The organism is Psychrosphaera haliotis (genome assembly GCF_039523615.1).
GTDB classification, from domain to species: domain Bacteria; phylum Pseudomonadota; class Gammaproteobacteria; order Enterobacterales; family Alteromonadaceae; genus Psychrosphaera; species Psychrosphaera haliotis.
The window spans coordinates 138,382-155,421 of record NZ_BAAAFQ010000011.1 but is presented as its reverse complement, the minus strand read 5'-3'; the positions used below and the strand labels follow the sequence as shown (position 1 = coordinate 155,421).

17 protein-coding genes are annotated in these 17,040 nt (G+C 39.8%); 7 read left to right on the top strand and 10 right to left on the bottom strand.

Annotation, left to right across the window (positions count from 1 at the left end; all coding sequences use genetic code 11):
* The first annotated feature begins 54 nt into the window (after nucleotides 1-54).
* On the top strand, nucleotides 55-1,374 hold the full coding sequence (gene pepQ / locus ABD009_RS13775; protein ID WP_343826480.1) for a Xaa-Pro dipeptidase: 1,320 nt from the start codon (nucleotides 55-57) through the stop codon (nucleotides 1,372-1,374).
* 29 nt (nucleotides 1,375-1,403) lie between these two features.
* Nucleotides 1,404-2,855, top strand: a complete 1,452-nt coding sequence (locus ABD009_RS13770) for a TrkH family potassium uptake protein (RefSeq protein WP_155696824.1) — start codon at nucleotides 1,404-1,406, stop codon at nucleotides 2,853-2,855.
* Here the strand turns inward: ABD009_RS13770 and ABD009_RS13765 are convergent.
* The 5 genes from ABD009_RS13765 to ABD009_RS13745 are packed head-to-tail and all read right to left on the bottom strand — an operon-like array spanning nucleotide 2,852 to nucleotide 7,596.
* On the bottom strand, nucleotides 2,852-4,399 hold the full coding sequence (locus ABD009_RS13765) for a PH domain-containing protein (RefSeq protein WP_343826367.1): 1,548 nt from the start codon (nucleotides 4,397-4,399) through the stop codon (nucleotides 2,852-2,854). The two genes, ABD009_RS13770 and ABD009_RS13765, sit on opposite strands and share 4 nt — an antisense overlap.
* Nucleotides 4,392-4,913 (bottom strand): PH domain-containing protein, encoded by a 522-nt coding sequence (locus ABD009_RS13760; RefSeq protein WP_343826365.1) that lies wholly within the window; start codon nucleotides 4,911-4,913, stop codon nucleotides 4,392-4,394. Before ABD009_RS13760 ends, ABD009_RS13765 begins: the two co-directional genes overlap by 8 nt.
* Nucleotides 4,914-4,933: 20 nt before the next feature.
* Entirely contained in the window at nucleotides 4,934-5,350 is a 417-nt protein-coding gene (locus ABD009_RS13755) for a DUF1801 domain-containing protein (RefSeq protein ID WP_155696820.1), read from the bottom strand.
* 24 nt (nucleotides 5,351-5,374) lie between these two features.
* Nucleotides 5,375-6,400, bottom strand: a complete 1,026-nt coding sequence (gene tdh, locus ABD009_RS13750) for an L-threonine 3-dehydrogenase (RefSeq protein ID WP_155696819.1) — start codon at nucleotides 6,398-6,400, stop codon at nucleotides 5,375-5,377.
* Between the two features lie 2 nt (nucleotides 6,401-6,402).
* Nucleotides 6,403-7,596, bottom strand: a complete 1,194-nt coding sequence (locus ABD009_RS13745) for a glycine C-acetyltransferase (protein ID WP_343826360.1) — start codon at nucleotides 7,594-7,596, stop codon at nucleotides 6,403-6,405.
* 159 nt (nucleotides 7,597-7,755) lie between these two features.
* On the opposite strand from ABD009_RS13745, the gene ABD009_RS13740 reads away from it, so the two are divergent.
* Nucleotides 7,756-8,541, top strand: coding sequence for a class I SAM-dependent methyltransferase (locus ABD009_RS13740; RefSeq protein WP_343826358.1), 786 nt, complete (start codon nucleotides 7,756-7,758; stop codon nucleotides 8,539-8,541).
* Here the strand turns inward: ABD009_RS13740 and gmhB are convergent.
* Nucleotides 8,503-9,081: a D-glycero-beta-D-manno-heptose 1,7-bisphosphate 7-phosphatase gene (gene gmhB, locus ABD009_RS13735; protein ID WP_155696817.1), complete on the bottom strand. Its 579-nt coding sequence runs from the start codon at nucleotides 9,079-9,081 to the stop codon at nucleotides 8,503-8,505. The genes ABD009_RS13740 and gmhB overlap by 39 nt on opposite strands.
* Complete coding sequence (locus ABD009_RS13730) at nucleotides 9,078-10,157, bottom strand: glycosyltransferase family 9 protein (protein ID WP_343826355.1); 1,080 nt, start codon at nucleotides 10,155-10,157, stop codon at nucleotides 9,078-9,080. Before ABD009_RS13730 ends, gmhB begins: the two co-directional genes overlap by 4 nt.
* A gap of 19 nt (nucleotides 10,158-10,176) precedes the next feature.
* Here ABD009_RS13730 and ABD009_RS13725 point away from each other — a divergent pair, with 19 nt between their 5' ends.
* The 3 genes from ABD009_RS13725 (at nucleotide 10,177) to ABD009_RS13715 (ending at nucleotide 13,571) form a co-directional block, all read left to right on the top strand.
* Complete coding sequence (locus ABD009_RS13725) at nucleotides 10,177-10,971, top strand: 3-deoxy-D-manno-octulosonic acid kinase (protein WP_343826353.1); 795 nt, start codon at nucleotides 10,177-10,179, stop codon at nucleotides 10,969-10,971.
* Nucleotides 10,968-12,308, top strand: a complete 1,341-nt coding sequence (locus ABD009_RS13720; RefSeq protein ID WP_343826351.1) for a 3-deoxy-D-manno-octulosonic acid transferase — start codon at nucleotides 10,968-10,970, stop codon at nucleotides 12,306-12,308. Before ABD009_RS13725 ends, ABD009_RS13720 begins: the two co-directional genes overlap by 4 nt.
* Before the next feature lie 81 nt (nucleotides 12,309-12,389).
* The gene (locus ABD009_RS13715; protein ID WP_343826349.1) at nucleotides 12,390-13,571 is read left to right on the top strand and encodes a DNA alkylation repair protein; all 1,182 of its coding nucleotides are present in this window, start codon (nucleotides 12,390-12,392) and stop codon (nucleotides 13,569-13,571) included.
* A 55-nt stretch (nucleotides 13,572-13,626) separates the two neighbouring features.
* On the opposite strand, the gene hldE is transcribed toward ABD009_RS13715, so the two are convergent.
* From hldE to ABD009_RS13700, 3 genes are read right to left on the bottom strand one after another with little or no spacing between them, the layout of a single operon-like run.
* Complete coding sequence (gene hldE, locus ABD009_RS13710) at nucleotides 13,627-15,081, bottom strand: bifunctional D-glycero-beta-D-manno-heptose-7-phosphate kinase/D-glycero-beta-D-manno-heptose 1-phosphate adenylyltransferase HldE (protein ID WP_343826347.1); 1,455 nt, start codon at nucleotides 15,079-15,081, stop codon at nucleotides 13,627-13,629.
* A gap of 15 nt (nucleotides 15,082-15,096) precedes the next feature.
* Nucleotides 15,097-15,678, bottom strand: coding sequence for a D-sedoheptulose 7-phosphate isomerase (locus ABD009_RS13705; protein ID WP_155696810.1), 582 nt, complete (start codon nucleotides 15,676-15,678; stop codon nucleotides 15,097-15,099).
* Between the two features lie 14 nt (nucleotides 15,679-15,692).
* Nucleotides 15,693-16,337, bottom strand: coding sequence for a TetR/AcrR family transcriptional regulator (locus ABD009_RS13700; protein WP_343826343.1), 645 nt, complete (start codon nucleotides 16,335-16,337; stop codon nucleotides 15,693-15,695).
* Nucleotides 16,338-16,560: 223 nt separating this feature from the next.
* On the opposite strand from ABD009_RS13700, the gene coaD reads away from it, so the two are divergent.
* The gene (gene coaD / locus ABD009_RS13695; RefSeq protein WP_343826341.1) at nucleotides 16,561-17,040 is read left to right on the top strand and encodes a pantetheine-phosphate adenylyltransferase; all 480 of its coding nucleotides are present in this window, start codon (nucleotides 16,561-16,563) and stop codon (nucleotides 17,038-17,040) included.

Below are 17,040 nucleotides of genomic sequence, written 5' to 3'. Positions count from 1 at the left end.
ATATAGGTGTTACACTCCTTGAATATATAAATAGGAGTATAGAAAATGACACTAATGAATAACTTAGCGGATACTTATCCAGCTCATATTGAACGTTTACAAGCGTTAACCAAAGAAATTGTTCAAACTGAACGTTTAGACGGCATTGTTATCCATAGTGGTCAGCCTATGCGTCAATTCTTAGACGACATGTACTATCCTTTTAAACCTAATCCTCAGTTTAAAGCTTGGGTTCCTGTTATTGATAACCCTCATTGTTGGTTAGTGGTTAACGGTACAGATAAGCCAAAACTAATCTTTTATCGCCCTGTAGATTTCTGGCATAAAGTTCCTGACGAACCAACAGAATACTGGACTGAAAGCTTTGATATTGAATACCTTAAAAACCCTTCACAGGTTGAAAAGTTATTACCTTATGATAAAGCTAATTTCGCATATTTAGGTGAGCAAGTAGACGTCGCCAAAGCTCTTAACTTTGGTCATATCAATCCTGAGCCTGTGGTTAACTTTATTCACTATCACCGTGCGTATAAATCTCAGTATGAAATGCATAGCCTTCGTGAAGCAAACAGACTCGCTGTTTTGTCGCACACAGCGGCAAAAAACACATTTTTAGCGGGTGGTTCAGAGTACGACATTCAGCAAGCTTATTTAGCCGCTAGCCATCAAATGGAAAATGACACGCCGTATGGCAACATTGTAGCGCTAAATGAAAATGCTGCGATTTTGCATTACACCCATTTTGATCGCATGCCTCCAGCTGAGCATAGAAGTTTTCTTATTGATGCTGGTGCTCAGTGTAATGGTTATGCAGCGGACATTACTCGTACGTATGCCAAACAACAAAACCAATTTGCAGAGCTTATTAAAGCCGTAGACGACATTACTGTAAAAATGGGTAATGGTTTAAAGCCTGGCGCGAGTTATGTAGACCTTCATATTCAAACGCATCAATTAATTGGTGAAACGTTAAAAGAATTTGGTATTACTAATGTAAGTGGTGATGTTGCCGTAGAAAGTGGATTAACAAGCACCTTCTTCCCGCACGGACTAGGCCATCACTTAGGATTACAAGTTCATGATATCGGTGGCTTTATGGCTGATACTCGAGGAACACATATTCCTTCGCCTAAACAGCATCCGTTTTTAAGAACAACTCGCCCAATTGAAGCAGACATGGTCTTTACGGTAGAACCAGGACTGTACTTTATTGATTCTTTACTTGGCGATTTAGTCGGTACAGAACGTCACGCAATGGTTAATTGGGACAAAGTAAAAGAGCTTAAACCATTTGGTGGAATTCGAATTGAAGATAATATTATTGTTCATCGTGAGAAAAATGAGAACATGACAAGAGATCTTGGTTTAGAATAGTTCTACTTTAACGAACAATAAGAAAAACAATGCAATATCGCGCCATTATTCGAATATTAGGCTTACTGGTTTGTATTTTCAGTTTAGCCATGTTGCCACCGTCAATCGTATCGGTGATATATCGTGATGGTGGTGCGTTACCATTTGTATTAGCGTTTTTCTTTGCTTTATTTGCTGGTGGTTTAATTTATTATCCAAACCGCCATCAAAAATCAGATTTGAGAGCCAGGGAAGGGTTCTTAATCGTCGTCTTCTTTTGGCTAGTACTGGGCTCATTTGGTGCACTGCCATTTATCTTTTCTGTCACACCTGAAATAAAAATAGCCGATGCCTTTTTTGAATCCTTTTCTGGGTTAACGACCACAGGAGCCACGGTTCTAACCGGTTTAGATGAACTCCCTAAGTCATTTCAATTTTACCGTCAGCAACTGCAATGGCTAGGTGGCATGGGTATTATTGTATTAGCTGTGGCAATCCTTCCTTTACTAGGTGTAGGTGGTATGCAGCTTTACAGAGCTGAAACACCAGGGCCAATGAAAGACAGTAAAATGACCCCGCGTATCGCCGATACGGCTAAGCACTTATGGTATATCTATGTGATTTTAACCTTAGCGTGTGGAGTGAGTTATTGGCTCGCAGGGATGTCTACATTTGATGCCATTTGCCATGCCTTTTCAACAATCGCAATTGGTGGTTTTTCTACTCATGATGCCAGTTTAGCGTACTTTAACAGCCCAGCCATTAATATGATTTGCGTGGTGTTTTTGTTAATTGCTGCGGCCAATTTTTCGTTGCACTTTGCTGCGTTTAGAAATAAATCTGTTATGCATTACATTCGAGATCCTGAGTATAAGGCGTTCTTGGTCATTCAATTAGTTTTGGCAGTGATCTGCTTTTACATTCTTATTGAATATGAAGTGTTTGGGGATAAGTTTGAAGCATTAGACCAAGCGCTACTTCAGTCTGTTTCAATGTCTACTACCGCTGGGTTTGCGACAACTAACTTTGCTGCTTGGCCAGTGTTTTTACCTATATTACTAATCTTCAGTTCATTTATTGGAGGTTGCGCAAGTTCTACAGGTGGCGGCTTAAAAGTAGTAAGAGTGGTATTACTCTTCAAACAGGGAATGCGAGAGATGAACCGTTTAGTGCACCCTAAAGCAATATACTCAATTAAACTCGGTAAAAAAGCTTTACCAGATCGTGTTGTTGAGGCTGTTTGGGGATTCTTTTCTGCATATACGTTAGTGTTTGTATTAATTATGCTGGCATTAGTGGGTACAGGTTTAGATAACTTAACCGCATTTACGGCGACGGCAGCAAGCTTAAATAACCTTGGTCCTGGACTAGGTGAAGTTGCTCAAAACTATTCAAGCGTGACCGATACCGGCAAGTGGGTGTTAATGCTTGCAATGGTATTCGGTCGCTTAGAAGTCTTTACTTTACTCGTGTTATTTACACCTGCGTTCTGGCGAAGCTAAAGCCACGACTTTTCGCTTCTTTCTATTTGGTAGGCGCATAAGTTTAAGAACGCACGAGCTTTGCGCTTTGGCACAAAAGGCAAACTCTCTTTACCATAAGGTAACTGCAAAACAATATTAGCTAAGTTGTTTCTGCGCAACATTGGGGTTTGTACTTGAGATACATTTTGCACTTTATAGAGCGGTAAAACGGTAATTTTTTGTCCTACAAAGCCAGTTCTAATGGCTACAAAGTTATCGTTAAACCAAAGCCCATAACGTCGCCACTTCAAATAAACTAAACCAGCTCCAATGGGTGTAATAGCTAAAAGCCAAATCCAATTAGAGTCTAGTTGAATCAATATCAGCGTTAATACTGAAAGCGGAAATAACCAAAAAACAGCAATGACGTGTGATATATAACGAGCACTAATTCCCACAAAATTTAACTCGCTAGTGTTTAAATCACTGAACGTTTTGTCAACGATGTTCGGCCATAACTCTGGGTATAAAGTGGGAATGGATAGGTTGTTCTTATTTTTTGCATTCTGGCCATGAGCAATAGCCAGCTGATGGAACTGCACTGTAACGCGTTTAAGTAACTTAAACACCCAGTTCTGTTTTATGCTGATAGCTTGCACTCTATGTTTCGCAATTGAGATTTGATGTTTCTCAAATAAGCCCGCAGTGCGCTTAAATTGCTTGCCTTGATCATACAACTCATAGTTGTAGAACTGCACGATAGACGAGAGTACAGAGAGCATTAGCGCCGTAAAAATAACTAGAACACTGAATAACACAACGGCAACAACATTTAACAATGGCGATTGTGGTAATACGGTAGCCAATACGGCAACGATGTTAGGAACAATAGAGTCCTTTGAGAAATCAATAATGGTTTCCATGAAAGGGGCTAACACCGCTAATAAAATGAACGTCATATTTGAGGACAGTCCAAATCGTGCTATTTCAGCCAGCGACAAACGTATCATTGGTTTGTCATTAACCATTGAGCCAATGCTGTCTGCGTCACTACTTTCCTGTGCTACATCTGCTTCAATACCATTGGCTTTCAGTTGACTCTTATAGTCAAAAATATCGGTACGAACTTGTTCTGCATAGTCATTTGAAATACCTGGTAAGCTGATTTCTTTTTGGGCTGAGCCGGCGGAATCGAAAATACAGTTAACAAGATTAAGAGGCGCGAAGTAAAAAGGGGTCGCAAGGTTCACATTTTGGACCTTTTCAAACTTTAACGTGGTTCGTTCTTTACTTAAAATCCCTCGTCGTAAAATGATTTGTCCGTCAGAAACTCGGTAGCGGAAATTACGATAATAGAGAATTGAGAAGATGACTAAGCCAACCACAAAAGCAGTACCGGCGATGCCTAACCAAAATAGCTTGTCATCAACCTGAGTAATGAAAATGGCTAACGCTGGCGCTAGGTTGATAATACCTTCGCGTATAAAACGTATCGTGAAATTTATAATAAAAAAGACAATGGAAAAAGGAGACAGTTGATGCCACTCAGATTCACTTTGTTTGGGCGTGATAATTTCAGTCATTTTTTAACTGTTCCGAATTTGTCTTATCTAAAATTATCTGACGCAACTGCGATGCTCTAAGTACGCTCAATCCGCTAATTACTAAATCCGATGACAGTCCGCCGGCACTAAATATTTTTACAGTTGCTAAGCCTAACTTTCGTTCAAATAAGCCTCTTTGCGTTTCTATGTGCTGTATTCGATTAAATGGAACTATGGTTGTGGTTCGCCAAATTAAGCCACGTTTATAAAGAATGTCTTGCTCTCTAAGTGCAATACCTCGTTGTTTGTGACTAGCAAAAATGTAGTAAACTATCCAAGCCATAACGGCTAACAATCCTAAACCAATATACAAAGCGACGTCATTTGGAATATTGAGTACCAACCAAGCAACGATTAAAACCGTGTATACAATGGCAAAAGTAATTCCCCAGCCTATTAACTGCTCAAAAGGCGCGTTTTTATCCATTTTTTTATAATCAACTTGGGTGAAATCAGGTAGAACGTCAATATCGATTTGTTCGTTGCTAAACATCTTTAATCCTTTAAATAGGGTTATATTTCGCTGTCAAAACGCGCTTGGAAGGAAAGGGCGATCATTTGTTTTAATACGTCTACATCGATATCTGATAGTTTATTGATATAGAGGCAGGACTTGCCGGTTTTGTGTTTGCCAAGCCTTTCTAATAGATGCTGGTATTGGCTAAAGCCATTCATGATGTAGAGGGTGATGTTTTGTTTGCGAGGCGAAAAGCCTACTCTAAACCATTCACCCTTTCTGCCACTGGCGTATTGATATTTGTATTGCCCAAAACCAATGAGGCTGTCGCCCCACATGGTTGGTTTTTGTTGAGTAATGTCAGACATGATAGTGAGCAACGCATCTGCGTCATTACGCTTCTTTTCATCGGACAAACCATCAATAAAGGTTTTGGGCTCCATTAATGTTGGCTTGGTTTTCAATTCTGACATTACTAAATTCCCTTTAAGTATTGATTAATCCCAGTTTAAGATTACTTTTCCTGATTGGCCTGAACCCATAGTATCAAAGCCTTTTTGGAAGTCATCAATATGGAATTGATGCGTAATCATAGGTGAAATATCTAATCCGGATTGAATTAAGCTGGCCATTTTATACCAGGTTTCAAACATCTCACGACCATAAATACCTTTGATGACTAAGCCTTTAAAGATAACTTGGTTCCAATCTACAGCCATGCTTGATGGAGGAATACCTAACATGGCAATTTTGCCACCGTGATTCATGTTATTGAGCATAGAGCTGAATGCGCTTGGTACACCAGACATTTCTAGCCCTACATCAAATCCTTCCGTCATGCCTAAATCATTCATGACTTCTTTAAGATCAGTGTTTGCAACATTTACAGCGCGAGTGGCGCCCATTTTTTCTGCAAGCTCTAATCGATAAGGGTTCACATCGGTGATCACAACATGTCTTGCACCTACATGCTTGGCTACTGCTGCGGCCATAATTCCTATCGGTCCGGCACCAGTTATAAGTACATCTTCACCCACTAAATCAAAAGATAACGCCGTATGCACAGCATTGCCAAATGGGTCAAAAATAGAGGCTAAGTCATCTGAAATGTTATCTGGCATTTTAAAAGCGTTAAAAGCAGGGATAACTAAGTATTCTGCAAATGAGCCTTCACGATTAACACCAACGCCAGTGGTATTACGACATAGGTGTACACGACCAGCACGACAGTTACGGCAATGACCACAGGTAATATGACCTTCGCCTGAAACACGGTCGCCAACGCTGAAACCACGAACTTCTTGTCCCATATCTACAACTTCACCAACGTACTCATGACCAACAACCATAGGAACTGGTATCGTGTTTTGTGCCCATTCGTCCCAGTTGTAAATGTGCATGTCGGTACCACAAATAGCCGTTTTACGGATCTTAATTAAAAGATCGTTGTGGCCCATTGTTGGTTTTTCAGCATCTGTCATCCAGATGCCTTTTTCTGATTTTAATTTAGCGAGTGCTTTCATGATTAAATAACCTTCAGCTCTTTGCCAACTTCAATAAACGCATTAATGGCTTTATCTAATTGCTCTTGTGTATGCGCTGCAGAAATTTGAGTTCTAATTCTTGCTTGGCCTTTTGGCACTACTGGGAAGCTAAAACCAACAACATAAATACCGCGTTCAAGCATTTTGTCGGCAAAACTAGAGGCTAATTTTGCATCGCCCAACATTACAGGAATAATAGCGTGGTCTTTACCGGCTAGTGTAAAACCAGCAGCTGACATTTTGTCACGGAAATAAGCAACGTTAGACCATAACGTGTCACGAAGTGCCGAGCCTTGCTCTAACATGTCCAATACTTTTAACGACGCCGTTACAATAGATGGCGCAAGTGAGTTAGAGAACAAATATGGGCGTGAGCGTTGACGTAACCATTCAATCACCTCTTTTTTACCCGACGTATAACCACCTGAAGCGCCGCCTAAAGCTTTACCAAGCGTACCGGTAATAATATCAACACGGTCTAGCACGTCACAGTATTCATGTGTTCCACGGCCATTTTCGCCGACAAAACCCACAGCGTGAGAGTCATCAACCATTACCAATGCGTCGTATTTATCCGCTAAGTCGCAAACGGTCTTAAGGTCACAAATTACACCGTCCATTGAGAATACGCCATCAGTGGCGATTAACTTGAAACGAGCGCCATCAGCATCAGCTTGTTGAAGTTGCTTTTCTAAGTCGGCCATGTCGTTATTTGCATAGCGGTAGCGTTTACATTTAGACAAACGAACGCCATCTATAATAGAAGCATGATTTAAAGAATCAGAGATAATGGCATCTTCAGCGCTTAAAATGGTTTCGAATAAACCGCCATTGGCGTCAAAACAAGAGCTGTAAAGAATCGTATCTTCTGTTTTTAGGAAGTCACTCACTTTAGCTTCAAGTTGTTTATGGATGTCTTGTGTACCACAGATAAAACGAACAGAAGCGACACCAAAACCATGATTATTTAATCCGTCATGTGCAGCATCAATTAACTCTTTGCTATTTGCTAAGCCTAAGTAGTTGTTTGCACAAAAGTTTAAAACTTGTTGATTGCCAACATCAATACTCGACTTTTGTTGAGAAGTAATAATACGCTCAGACTTATATAGTCCGTCTTGTTTTACTTGTTCAATTTGCTCATTTAGGTTTTTAAAAAATCCAGCTGCACGCATGTAAAATTGCTCCAATATGAGTTTGGGTGGCACGATTTTAGTTGCCACTAAGTGTGGCTGATTGTACTGTTTTTATTTCTGCTCGTCAGCACTTAGCATAGACATCCGAGCAGGGAATGGTAAAAATAAGATTAAAAAACACAATAGGTTGTAAACGAGATGAAACATCTAGAAATGAACCAACAAGCATGGAACCGTCGAACTGAAATTCATAGGGATTCGGAGTTTTACGATCTTGCGGGCTTTTTATCAGGAAAAAGCTCTTTAAACCCTTTAGAAATAGAGCTGTTGGGCGATGTTACTGATAAGTCGTTGTTGCATCTGCAATGTCACTTTGGGCTAGACTCACTGTCATTGGCACGTTTAGGTGCATCAGTAACTGGCGTAGATTTATCTGACACTGCTATTAAACAAGCAACCCACATTGCGAAGGAAACGGGTTTAGATAGCAAGTTTATTTGCTCTGACGTACTGCAGCTACGACAGGTTGATGATTCAAAGTATGATGTGGTTTATACCTCTTATGGCGTTTTATGTTGGTTGCCGGACCTTACTCAATGGGCCAATGTTATTGCTGAGTCTCTAAAAGAAGGCGGAGAGTTTCATCTTATAGAGTTCCACCCGTTTCATGATGTGATGGCGGGTTATCCATATTTTAATACATATGAAGCGTATGTTGAAAGTGAGTCTACTTATACTGAAAACAGTGGCGATGAAGAGCAAGAAATTGCAACCTGGGCACATTCTCTAAGTGAAGTCATTTCTGCTTTAATAGCTGCAGGACTTTCGATCAAAGCATTTAGAGAACAGGACTATAGTCCATATAACTGCTTTGATGGTTTGGAGGAAACGTCACCGGGTCATTTTCAAAAACTCGTTGAAAACGAACCCGTGCCTATGATGTATTCAGTTACTGCGGTTAAACCAGTATTGAGTAAGCGCTGATAAGTCTGAAAAAACGGCGTCAGCTGATTGTGCTTGCTGATCCGAAAATGTCTGTCCGCTTTCTACTAAATACTTGAATTGGACGTTTGCGGAACTGGCCGCTTTCATATCAGACTCTTTATCACCCACAAAGATAGATTGAGCAGGGTCGATGTTTAACTCTGAAATAGCGTCCAATATCATTCCAGGTGCAGGTTTTCTGCAATCACAGTCCATTAAGTATTCAGGCTGTGCATTTTTAGGGTGATGCGGGCAAAATTTAACGGTAGAAATAGTAATGCCACGGCTTTTAAACTCGTTCATCATCCATTGTGTTAAGTGATCAAACTGAGATTCGCTATAGTAACCTCGGCCAATTCCAGATTGATTAGTAATAACGACAATTAAAAAACCATCATCAGAGAACGCTTTAACAGCGCTGAATACATCAGCTATAAACTCAAATTCTTCAGGTTTATATACGTAACCATGGTCAACATTGATAACCCCGTCGCGATCTAAAAATAGCGCTTTGTTTTTATTGTTAAACGTTAGGCTCATAACGAAAAGTCCTTAACCAGGCGATCAAAGTTAGTAATAGCACTTTCAACCGTTATTGATTCCATAAGGTTTTTACCTTTTGCTCTAACGCCCCACTTTAATTGCTTAGCAGGTTTACCTAATTGTTTTTCAATGTGTTCATCATAAGCACTGCAAACATAATCTTGGTACAAGTAAGGGCCAGTTCGTTTAGGGTTTGAGTGCGCATACAAACCTAAAACTGGCGTTTTTTGTGTAACGGCCATGTGAGCAGGACCAGTGTCAGGGGCAATAACTAAACTGGCATTGTTCAACAAAGCTAACATTTGCTTTAGTGACGTTTTGCCAATCAAGTCTTGAATAGGGCATTTAGCACTGGCTATGATTTTATCAGCTATGTCTCTATCTAACGGACCTGGTCCGCCACAAAGGCTTATTTTAAAGCCTTGCTCATGGGCATAATCAGCAAGTTGTGCGTATCGTTCTGGTAACCAATTTCGCTCGGCCTTACTAGCTGCCGGCGCTATTACAATGTGTTTGCTGTTCGCCACTATTAATGAGTCTGCAAATTCTTTGTCTTGCTGAGAAACAGGAATATCCCATGACAAACTATCTAGAGTATTAGCGGGTACGCCAACCTTTTCAGCAAAAGCAAAAAAGCCTTCTAATACATGAGGCTCTGTTTGAGGCTTGATTCTGTTATTGGTAAATAATGCGTGTAACTCTTTTGCTCGGCTCCAATCAAAGCCAATTTTCTTTTTAGCGCGAATTAAACGAGCAGCCCAGTTGGCTCTAAAAGCGACTTGCATATGAAGTAGTACGTCAAAGACTTCGCCGTTTAAGTCTTCCTTTAGCTTCCTGAAAGCTTGCTTGCCTAAGTTTTTTTCAAAAATAATGAAGTTTACACCAGGCAATTCTTTTAAAAGTTGGTATTCCACTTTACCTACAATCCACGTGAGTTTTGCCTGTGGATGCTGCTTTTGGATTGCTTGCACTGCAGCCACCGCGTGACATACATCACCAATAGCTGAAAGTCTTAAAATACAAATAGATTGCAGAGGTGTGTTCAAAAATAACTCCAAAAAACGAATTGGCATAAATAGGTTAAGCTAAGGTATGATCTTAGCTAAATTAAGGCTTAAAAGAAACGTGCAAAAAGTGCTAAATAAACGACCTACTTTAAAATCTACCGAAATAACAGATGGCTCTATTCAGTTTAAGTTTTTATCTGAATTTGAAGGGCTCTTAAACAATGATTGGTTTGATGCTGAGTATTGGCTATCCCTGAAAAAAGTAACAGGCACGTCAAAAGGTCGTTTTACTACGTACTTTATTGAAACCGACAATAATAATGATGAATCGGTAGAAATGGTTTTACGCCACTATTACCGTGGTGGCATGGTTCGGCATTTTAACAAAGATAAGTTTATTTTTAAGAATGTAACTCATTCTCGCGCATACTTAGAGTTTGAGTTACTAGCAAAAATGTGGGAAATCGGTTTACCAGTGCCAAGGCCTTTAGCATGTAAGGTGAAACACCACTCATTGAGCTTTTATAGCAACGATATTTTAATAGAGCGGATTGCTGGCGCAAAAGATGCTTATAACTTATTGCTTAAAAAAGAATTACCGCCTAATGTATGGAATGAAATTGGTAAAACGATAAGGCTTTTCCATGAGAACAATGTTTTTCATGCAGATTTGAATATCCATAATATACTTATTTCAAATCAAACAGATATTACATTGATAGACTTTGATAGGTGCGAGTTTAGGTTAAGCTCAGAAGATTGGAAACAATCAAATCTGGAACGCTTAAAAAGGTCTTTATTGAAAGAGAAAGGTTTGAATTCGAACTTTCATTTTAACGAACAAAATTGGCACGAATTGCTAGCAGGATATAAAGAATGAAGCAATTGATGGCGTTATTTCCATATAACGTTTTACTTATAATCGTTGGTGCCGTTGAACTGGCAAAATGGTTATTGTATCTACTTCATAAGTCGACAATTCAGGTGTTTAATCACAGGGCTCGAGCTAACGTTAAAATGGACCTCGATTGGGGACAGAAATTCGGTTTAATGCCGAGGCGATTACCTAAAAAAATTAGACATAAATCTGTGTTGTTTCACTGTGCGTCAATGGGTGAAGTGACCGCCACTATCGGTCTTATCAGAGAAATCCTCAAGCAGCACCCAGAACACTATGTAGTAGTCACCACAAATACATTAACCGGCAAGCATCAACTACAAAGGCGTTTATCCGATGAAATGGGAAAACGTGTGTTTCATACCTATTTACCAATCGATTTACCTTGGATGATGTCGGCTCTGTTAAGGCAAGTGAAGCCTGTTGTTACTTTGATAATGGAAGTGGAGCTTTGGCCTAATCTTATTAGGAAGTGTCGAGCTAAAAAAATACCTGTGGTTGTGGTTAATGCCAGAATGACCGACAAAACTAAGCGAGGCTATCAGCGCTTTAGTTGGCTTTCAGGGCAAATGATCAAATCATTATCTAAAGTATTGGCCCGTAACCAAGATGACTTTGATCGCTACGTAGAATTGGGCCTTCCAGAGTCACGCATAGAAATTGTTGGCAACTTAAAATTTGATATTGAAGTGCCTGCGTCTGAACTAAGTCAGATTACTCGTAAAGAATATAATGTTGAAAACCGTTTGGTATTTATTGCTGGCAGTACTCACCTTGATGAGGAAGAAGTTGTCATTTCAACTTATGTGAAACTTAAAAAGAGCTTTCCAGAGTTATTATTGGTAATCGCCCCTAGACACCCTGAGCGCTTTCAGCAAGTGTTAGAGTACTTATTGGTCCAAGACGTAAAAATTGCTCAGCTTAGCTTAGACGAGTCCGTAACCGATAAAATAGATGTATTGCTTGTTGATAAAATGGGTGAGCTAAATCGTTTATATGGAGCTGCAGATGTTGCTTTTGTTGGCGGTTCTATTGCAGAAAAGGGCGGCCACAATCCGCTTGAAGCCTCAGCATATGCTAAACCTGTTGTAATGGGACCTCATGTTTATAATAACTCGGAAGTTTGCAGTGAGTTGGTTGAAGCTGGTGGGTTAGTTATCGCGAATTCAGAACCAGAGTTTACTCAAATAATGACTGGCTGGTTAAGTAATAAAGAAGCGCGGGAAGCTGTGGGGAAGGCAGGACTTAATGCCATATTGTCTCATGCGGAAATGACAGCAACAATTACCACTGTTGTTTATAATATTATTAACGATTAACGATTAACGATTAACGATTAACGATTAACGATTAACGATTAACGATGACTATTCGTGTCATCTTTATTTTGAGGCAGTTGAATGAAGTCCGTGTTTAATAAGCCTCAAATTGAAATTACTGCGCAACTACTCCACCAATACTTCGACTCACAACCGCATCCATTCGAGCCAGAAAAATTCATAGATATTGCCAGTGATAAACTGGAACAACGCGAATTAAAAGATCGCAGCGAACAAATTGTTATAGCGTTGTTTAAAACATTACCTGACTGTTATTCAGAGGCTATTGCGGCTTTAACGACCGTTTTATTGCCAGTTAGTGACAACCAAGACTTAAAAGAAGTGACCACCACAGAAGAGGGCGTTGCTGGTTGGATGATAATGCCTTTTACCGAATATGTTGGAAGGCGGGGTGTTCAAGAGCAAAGCTTAAAAACCAATACCGCTGTGGGTACGGCACCTGAAGTCGACTATCAACCTTTAGTGCTCGCACTTGAAGCACAAAAACAATTAACTAAAAGATTTACCAGCGAGTTTGGTATCCGCCACCTGTTGATTGAATACCCTTCAAAGTGTTTAAAAATAATGGAGAGCTGGTGTTTAGATTCTTGTCATCATGTTAGACGTTTAGTCAGCGAAGGCACAAGACCGCTATTACCTTGGGCGATGCAACTTCCAGAGTTTAAAGAACACCCTGATTGGGTATCTACCCACCTCGACACATTAAGGAATGATGAGTCGGAATATGTAAGGCGCAGTATTGCCAATCACCTTAACGATATTAGTAAGTCTTATCCGGAAAACGTTAATGAAATAGCTCAAAAATGGCTATCGGAAAGCAACAGTATTAACAGACAAAGAATGGTTAAGCACGCTTGCCGAAGTTTAATAAAGGCAGGGAACGTTGATACGTTGAGGTTATTTGGTTATAGCGATCCCAAAGGATTGGTCAGCGAAGTGTACTTGAATAAAGCGATTGTAAAGGTTGGTGAAAGCATTGATTTATCGCTCAATATTAAAGCGTCTACGATGCCGTTACTGGTGGATTATAAAGTTTATCACTTGAGAGGCCGCGGCCAACATATAGGTAAAGTATTTAAGTGGAAAGAAATTAAAGCGCCCGAAAAAGAGATAAAACTAACTAAATCACACTCTTTCAAACCAATTAATACCCGACGTTATTACAGCGGAACTCACTATGTTGAAGTGTTAATAAATGGGGTTTCGCAAGGCAAGCAATCGTTCGAACTTATAGCCGATTAAACTAAACCTAAACGTTTCACCTATTGCGCAACGTTTAGGTTAGTTGCATTAAAGGTTAACGCTTAATTTTCTCGATTATTTTAGTTGTTGAGCAACCGTCAACAAACTCAATAACCGCAACATCACCACCGTTTAATTGAACGATATCAGCACCAACTATGGTTTCTGGAGTGTAATCACCACCTTTAACTAAAACATCAGGTGCAATCAATTTTATTAACTCGTACGGCGTGTCATCAAACTCATTACCGTTAATTTCGCCAAACGGAATGACCCAATCAACGCTCGCTAAGCCGCTAATCACAGTAGCGCGTTGTTCAAGTGGATTTACTGGTCGTCCTTCACCTTTTAATCGAGTGATGGAAGCGTCATTGTTTAAACCAACAACAAGCCTATCACCAAGCGCTTTTGCTTGTTCCAAGTAATGCACATGACCCGCATGAAGAATATCGAAACAGCCATTAGTGAAAACAATTTTTTCACCGCTTTGGCGCGCAAATCGAATATGCTGCAAAACATCCTCAAAAGGCGTTTGATAATGACGTTGCTTTGATGCGAATAAATGTTTATTCACAACTCGGTATAACTCTTCCGGAGAAACAGTTGCCGCACCAAGTTTAGCCACCACAATACCCGCAGCTAAGTTAGCGACTTTTGCGGCATCAGCTAACTCTAACCCTGACGCCATCATCATTGCCAACGTCGCAATAACCGTATCACCAGCACCCGTTACATCGGATACTTCGAGTACTTGAGCTGGCATGTCTACTTTTTCAGACTTAGTGATGGCCGACATACCTTGTTCACTTCGCGTGAGCAAAATTGACTCTATATTGCAGTTTGTCATTATTTGCTGTGCTGACTCGACAATAGCTTCTTCACTATGCACTAAGCCACCTGCAGCAACAAACTCGGTTTTATTAGGCGTAATAACAGACGCACCAGCGTAATCAGATAAATCTTTTGATTTAGGATCCACCAGCACGGTTTTGCCCGCGCCACGTGCAATTTTTATCATCTCACCAATAAAGCGTAACGAACCTTTGTTGTAATCCGAAAACACGACAAACTGATGATGTTGTAGCTCAGCTTTAAACTGTTCCACTAACGCTTGTGCATGCTCTTCAGCAAACGCTTCTTCAAAGTCCAAACGGACCACTTGTTGCTGACGACTAATAACTCGTAGCTTTGTAATTGTAGGCTGATGAGATTGAGTCAGTAACTTAGCGCTAACTTGTTCTTCTTCTAAAAGTTGAGTCAGTCTTTCGCCATTTTCATCTTGTCCAATAATGCCCATTAACGTAACTTTGCCATCTAAGTGGGCAATATTACGTGCAACGTTTGCAGCGCCTCCCACTTTGTCATCCAGCTCTGATATTTTTACAACAGGCACTGGAGCTTCAGGTGAAATACGTTGTGAGTCGCCTGTCCAATAACGGTCGAGCATTACGTCGCCAACCACCAAAATATTGTTATTAGAAAACTGGCTAAAGATAGAAAGATCAAACATTAAGAATTCCGAATTTTAGTCGTTTTGAGTAACAAGTTCGTCAATGGCTTCACACAACCAATGACCAATAAACATGTGAGCTTCTTGAATACGAGCTGTGATGTCGTTTTTGATAATAATAGGTAACGTAGCAATATCTTTTACTGCACCACCATCACGACCAGTTAACGCAACAGTATAAGCGCCAAGTTCATTAGCCGCTTCTAGTGCAAGGTTTATGTTTTTGCTTGTGCCGCTGGTGGTTAAACCAATCACCACATCTTGTTCTTTAACTAATGCTTCAACTTGACGTGAAAACACTGAGTCAAAAGAGTAATCATTGGCGTTTGCGGTTAAAATTGAAGTATCAGTTGTTAAGGCAATAGAGGCCAATGCGCGACGCTCTTTTTTAAAGCGAACAACAAACTCAGCAGCTAAATGTTGGCTATCTGCGGCGCTTCCACCATTGCCAAAAAATACGATTTTTCCGCCGTTGTTTAATGCTTTAAAGCAGGCATTTGCCAACTCTTCTGCTTGTGGCAAATAAACTTCCATTTGTTGGAATAACTCTAGGTGTTGCTTAAGGTTTGCATGGTAGCAAGCTTTTAAATCAAACATTATGTGCCTCTAAATTAAGATTCTACGTTGGCCAAAGACTTATAACGAGCCGTTAAGTCTTTAACTACGTCAGTAAATTCTGGTGTGACATATGGCTTAAATAATAGTAGTACTTTTAACAAGCCGTTATAAATTAACTCATCCGTGATAGACGTATCTTCTTGACTAGTCTTACAGTAGCTAATCCAAAAGGTAACTTGTTGCTTAATGATATTAGAAAAATCGTCCACGTCGTCATGATCTATATTAATGACTTCAGCACTTTGCAAACCAAGTACCAGTGCATTGATTTTATCCATCATTTTATTATGGATTTCCAAATACTGAGACTTTAACTCAGGATCACGAGCCATAATGACAGGTAAGTTGTCGTACAAAAAGCTGAAATGGAAAAGTGCTGAGAAAACGGCATCTAAATAGTTAGATAAAAATTCAACGGCATCTTCACTTGGCTTTACCGGTTCAAATGAGACTTCCATGTGCTGGACATATTTTTCAAAAATATTACGAATGATTTCTTCTTTATTTCTGAAATGATAGTAAAGGTTGCCTGGACTAATATTTAAGTGAGATGCAATGTGGTTAGTCGTTACATTGCGTTCGCCATGGGCATTAAACAATTCTAAACTAGCTTGAATTATACGATCTTTTGTTTTCATAATCTGTCTCTGTGATTAGCCATCTTGGCCAATGAACCATCCCTTAGTATCAATTAAAAAAGGAGACGGAGTAATTACTCGTATTTAACCACAAATTAGATCATTAGCTCTACTTGTTTTCTTCATATTGCTTTTTTAGGTAATCACAAAGCCAAGGTTTTAACCGAATCCAATATTGGTGATATAGTGCAAAAAGCACAGTCTTATTTAGGAATTTCATTTAATGGTTACAGCAATTTATCCAGGTACTTTTGATCCAATTACCAATGGTCATATCGACCTCATTAGGCGCTCAGCAAAGTTGTTCGATAAAGTAATCATCTCAATCGCCATGAGCTCAAGAAAACAGCCACTATTTACGCTAGAAGAGCGTGTCGAATTAGTGAAGTCTTCAGTATCGGATTTAACGAATATTGAAGTTGAGGGTTTTGAAGGTTTGTTAGCAGACTATGCGCAACAAAAAAATGCCACTGTACTCATTCGAGGGGTGAGAGCGGTAGCCGATTTTGAATATGAATATCAGCTTGCGACGGTGAATCGTAAGTTAAATGCAGACTTAGAAAGTGTATTGTTAACGCCAAGCTCTGAAACTAGTCATATCTCGTCAACCATAGTTAGAGATGTTGCGGCGCATTACGGCGATGTTTCTGCTTTTGTTCCTGATGTGGTAAAACAAGCATTAATTAATAAGTTTAAGAAGTGA

Bases quoted from the DNA above. Each gene is read 5' to 3' on its own strand.
- coaD (WP_343826341.1), top strand. From the start codon at position 16,561: ATGGTTACAGCAATTTATCCAGGTACTTTTGATCCAATTACCAATGGT.
- ABD009_RS13700 (WP_343826343.1), bottom strand. From the start codon at position 16,337: ATGAAAACAAAAGATCGTATAATTCAAGCTAGTTTAGAATTGTTTAAT.
- pepQ (WP_343826480.1), top strand. From the start codon at position 55: ATGAATAACTTAGCGGATACTTATCCAGCTCATATTGAACGTTTACAA.
- ABD009_RS13745 (WP_343826360.1), bottom strand. From the start codon at position 7,596: ATGCGTGCAGCTGGATTTTTTAAAAACCTAAATGAGCAAATTGAACAA.
- ABD009_RS13720 (WP_343826351.1), top strand. From the start codon at position 10,968: ATGAAGCAATTGATGGCGTTATTTCCATATAACGTTTTACTTATAATC.
- hldE (WP_343826347.1), bottom strand. From the start codon at position 15,081: ATGTTTGATCTTTCTATCTTTAGCCAGTTTTCTAATAACAATATTTTG.
- ABD009_RS13725 (WP_343826353.1), top strand. From the start codon at position 10,177: ATGATCTTAGCTAAATTAAGGCTTAAAAGAAACGTGCAAAAAGTGCTA.
- ABD009_RS13730 (WP_343826355.1), bottom strand. From the start codon at position 10,157: ATGCCAATTCGTTTTTTGGAGTTATTTTTGAACACACCTCTGCAATCT.
- ABD009_RS13755 (WP_155696820.1), bottom strand. From the start codon at position 5,350: ATGTCAGAATTGAAAACCAAGCCAACATTAATGGAGCCCAAAACCTTT.
- tdh (WP_155696819.1), bottom strand. From the start codon at position 6,400: ATGAAAGCACTCGCTAAATTAAAATCAGAAAAAGGCATCTGGATGACA.
- ABD009_RS13765 (WP_343826367.1), bottom strand. From the start codon at position 4,399: ATGACTGAAATTATCACGCCCAAACAAAGTGAATCTGAGTGGCATCAA.
- gmhB (WP_155696817.1), bottom strand. From the start codon at position 9,081: ATGAGCCTAACGTTTAACAATAAAAACAAAGCGCTATTTTTAGATCGC.
- ABD009_RS13715 (WP_343826349.1), top strand. From the start codon at position 12,390: ATGAAGTCCGTGTTTAATAAGCCTCAAATTGAAATTACTGCGCAACTA.
- ABD009_RS13760 (WP_343826365.1), bottom strand. From the start codon at position 4,913: ATGTTTAGCAACGAACAAATCGATATTGACGTTCTACCTGATTTCACC.
- ABD009_RS13740 (WP_343826358.1), top strand. From the start codon at position 7,756: ATGAAACATCTAGAAATGAACCAACAAGCATGGAACCGTCGAACTGAA.
- ABD009_RS13770 (WP_155696824.1), top strand. From the start codon at position 1,404: ATGCAATATCGCGCCATTATTCGAATATTAGGCTTACTGGTTTGTATT.
- ABD009_RS13705 (WP_155696810.1), bottom strand. From the start codon at position 15,678: ATGTTTGATTTAAAAGCTTGCTACCATGCAAACCTTAAGCAACACCTA.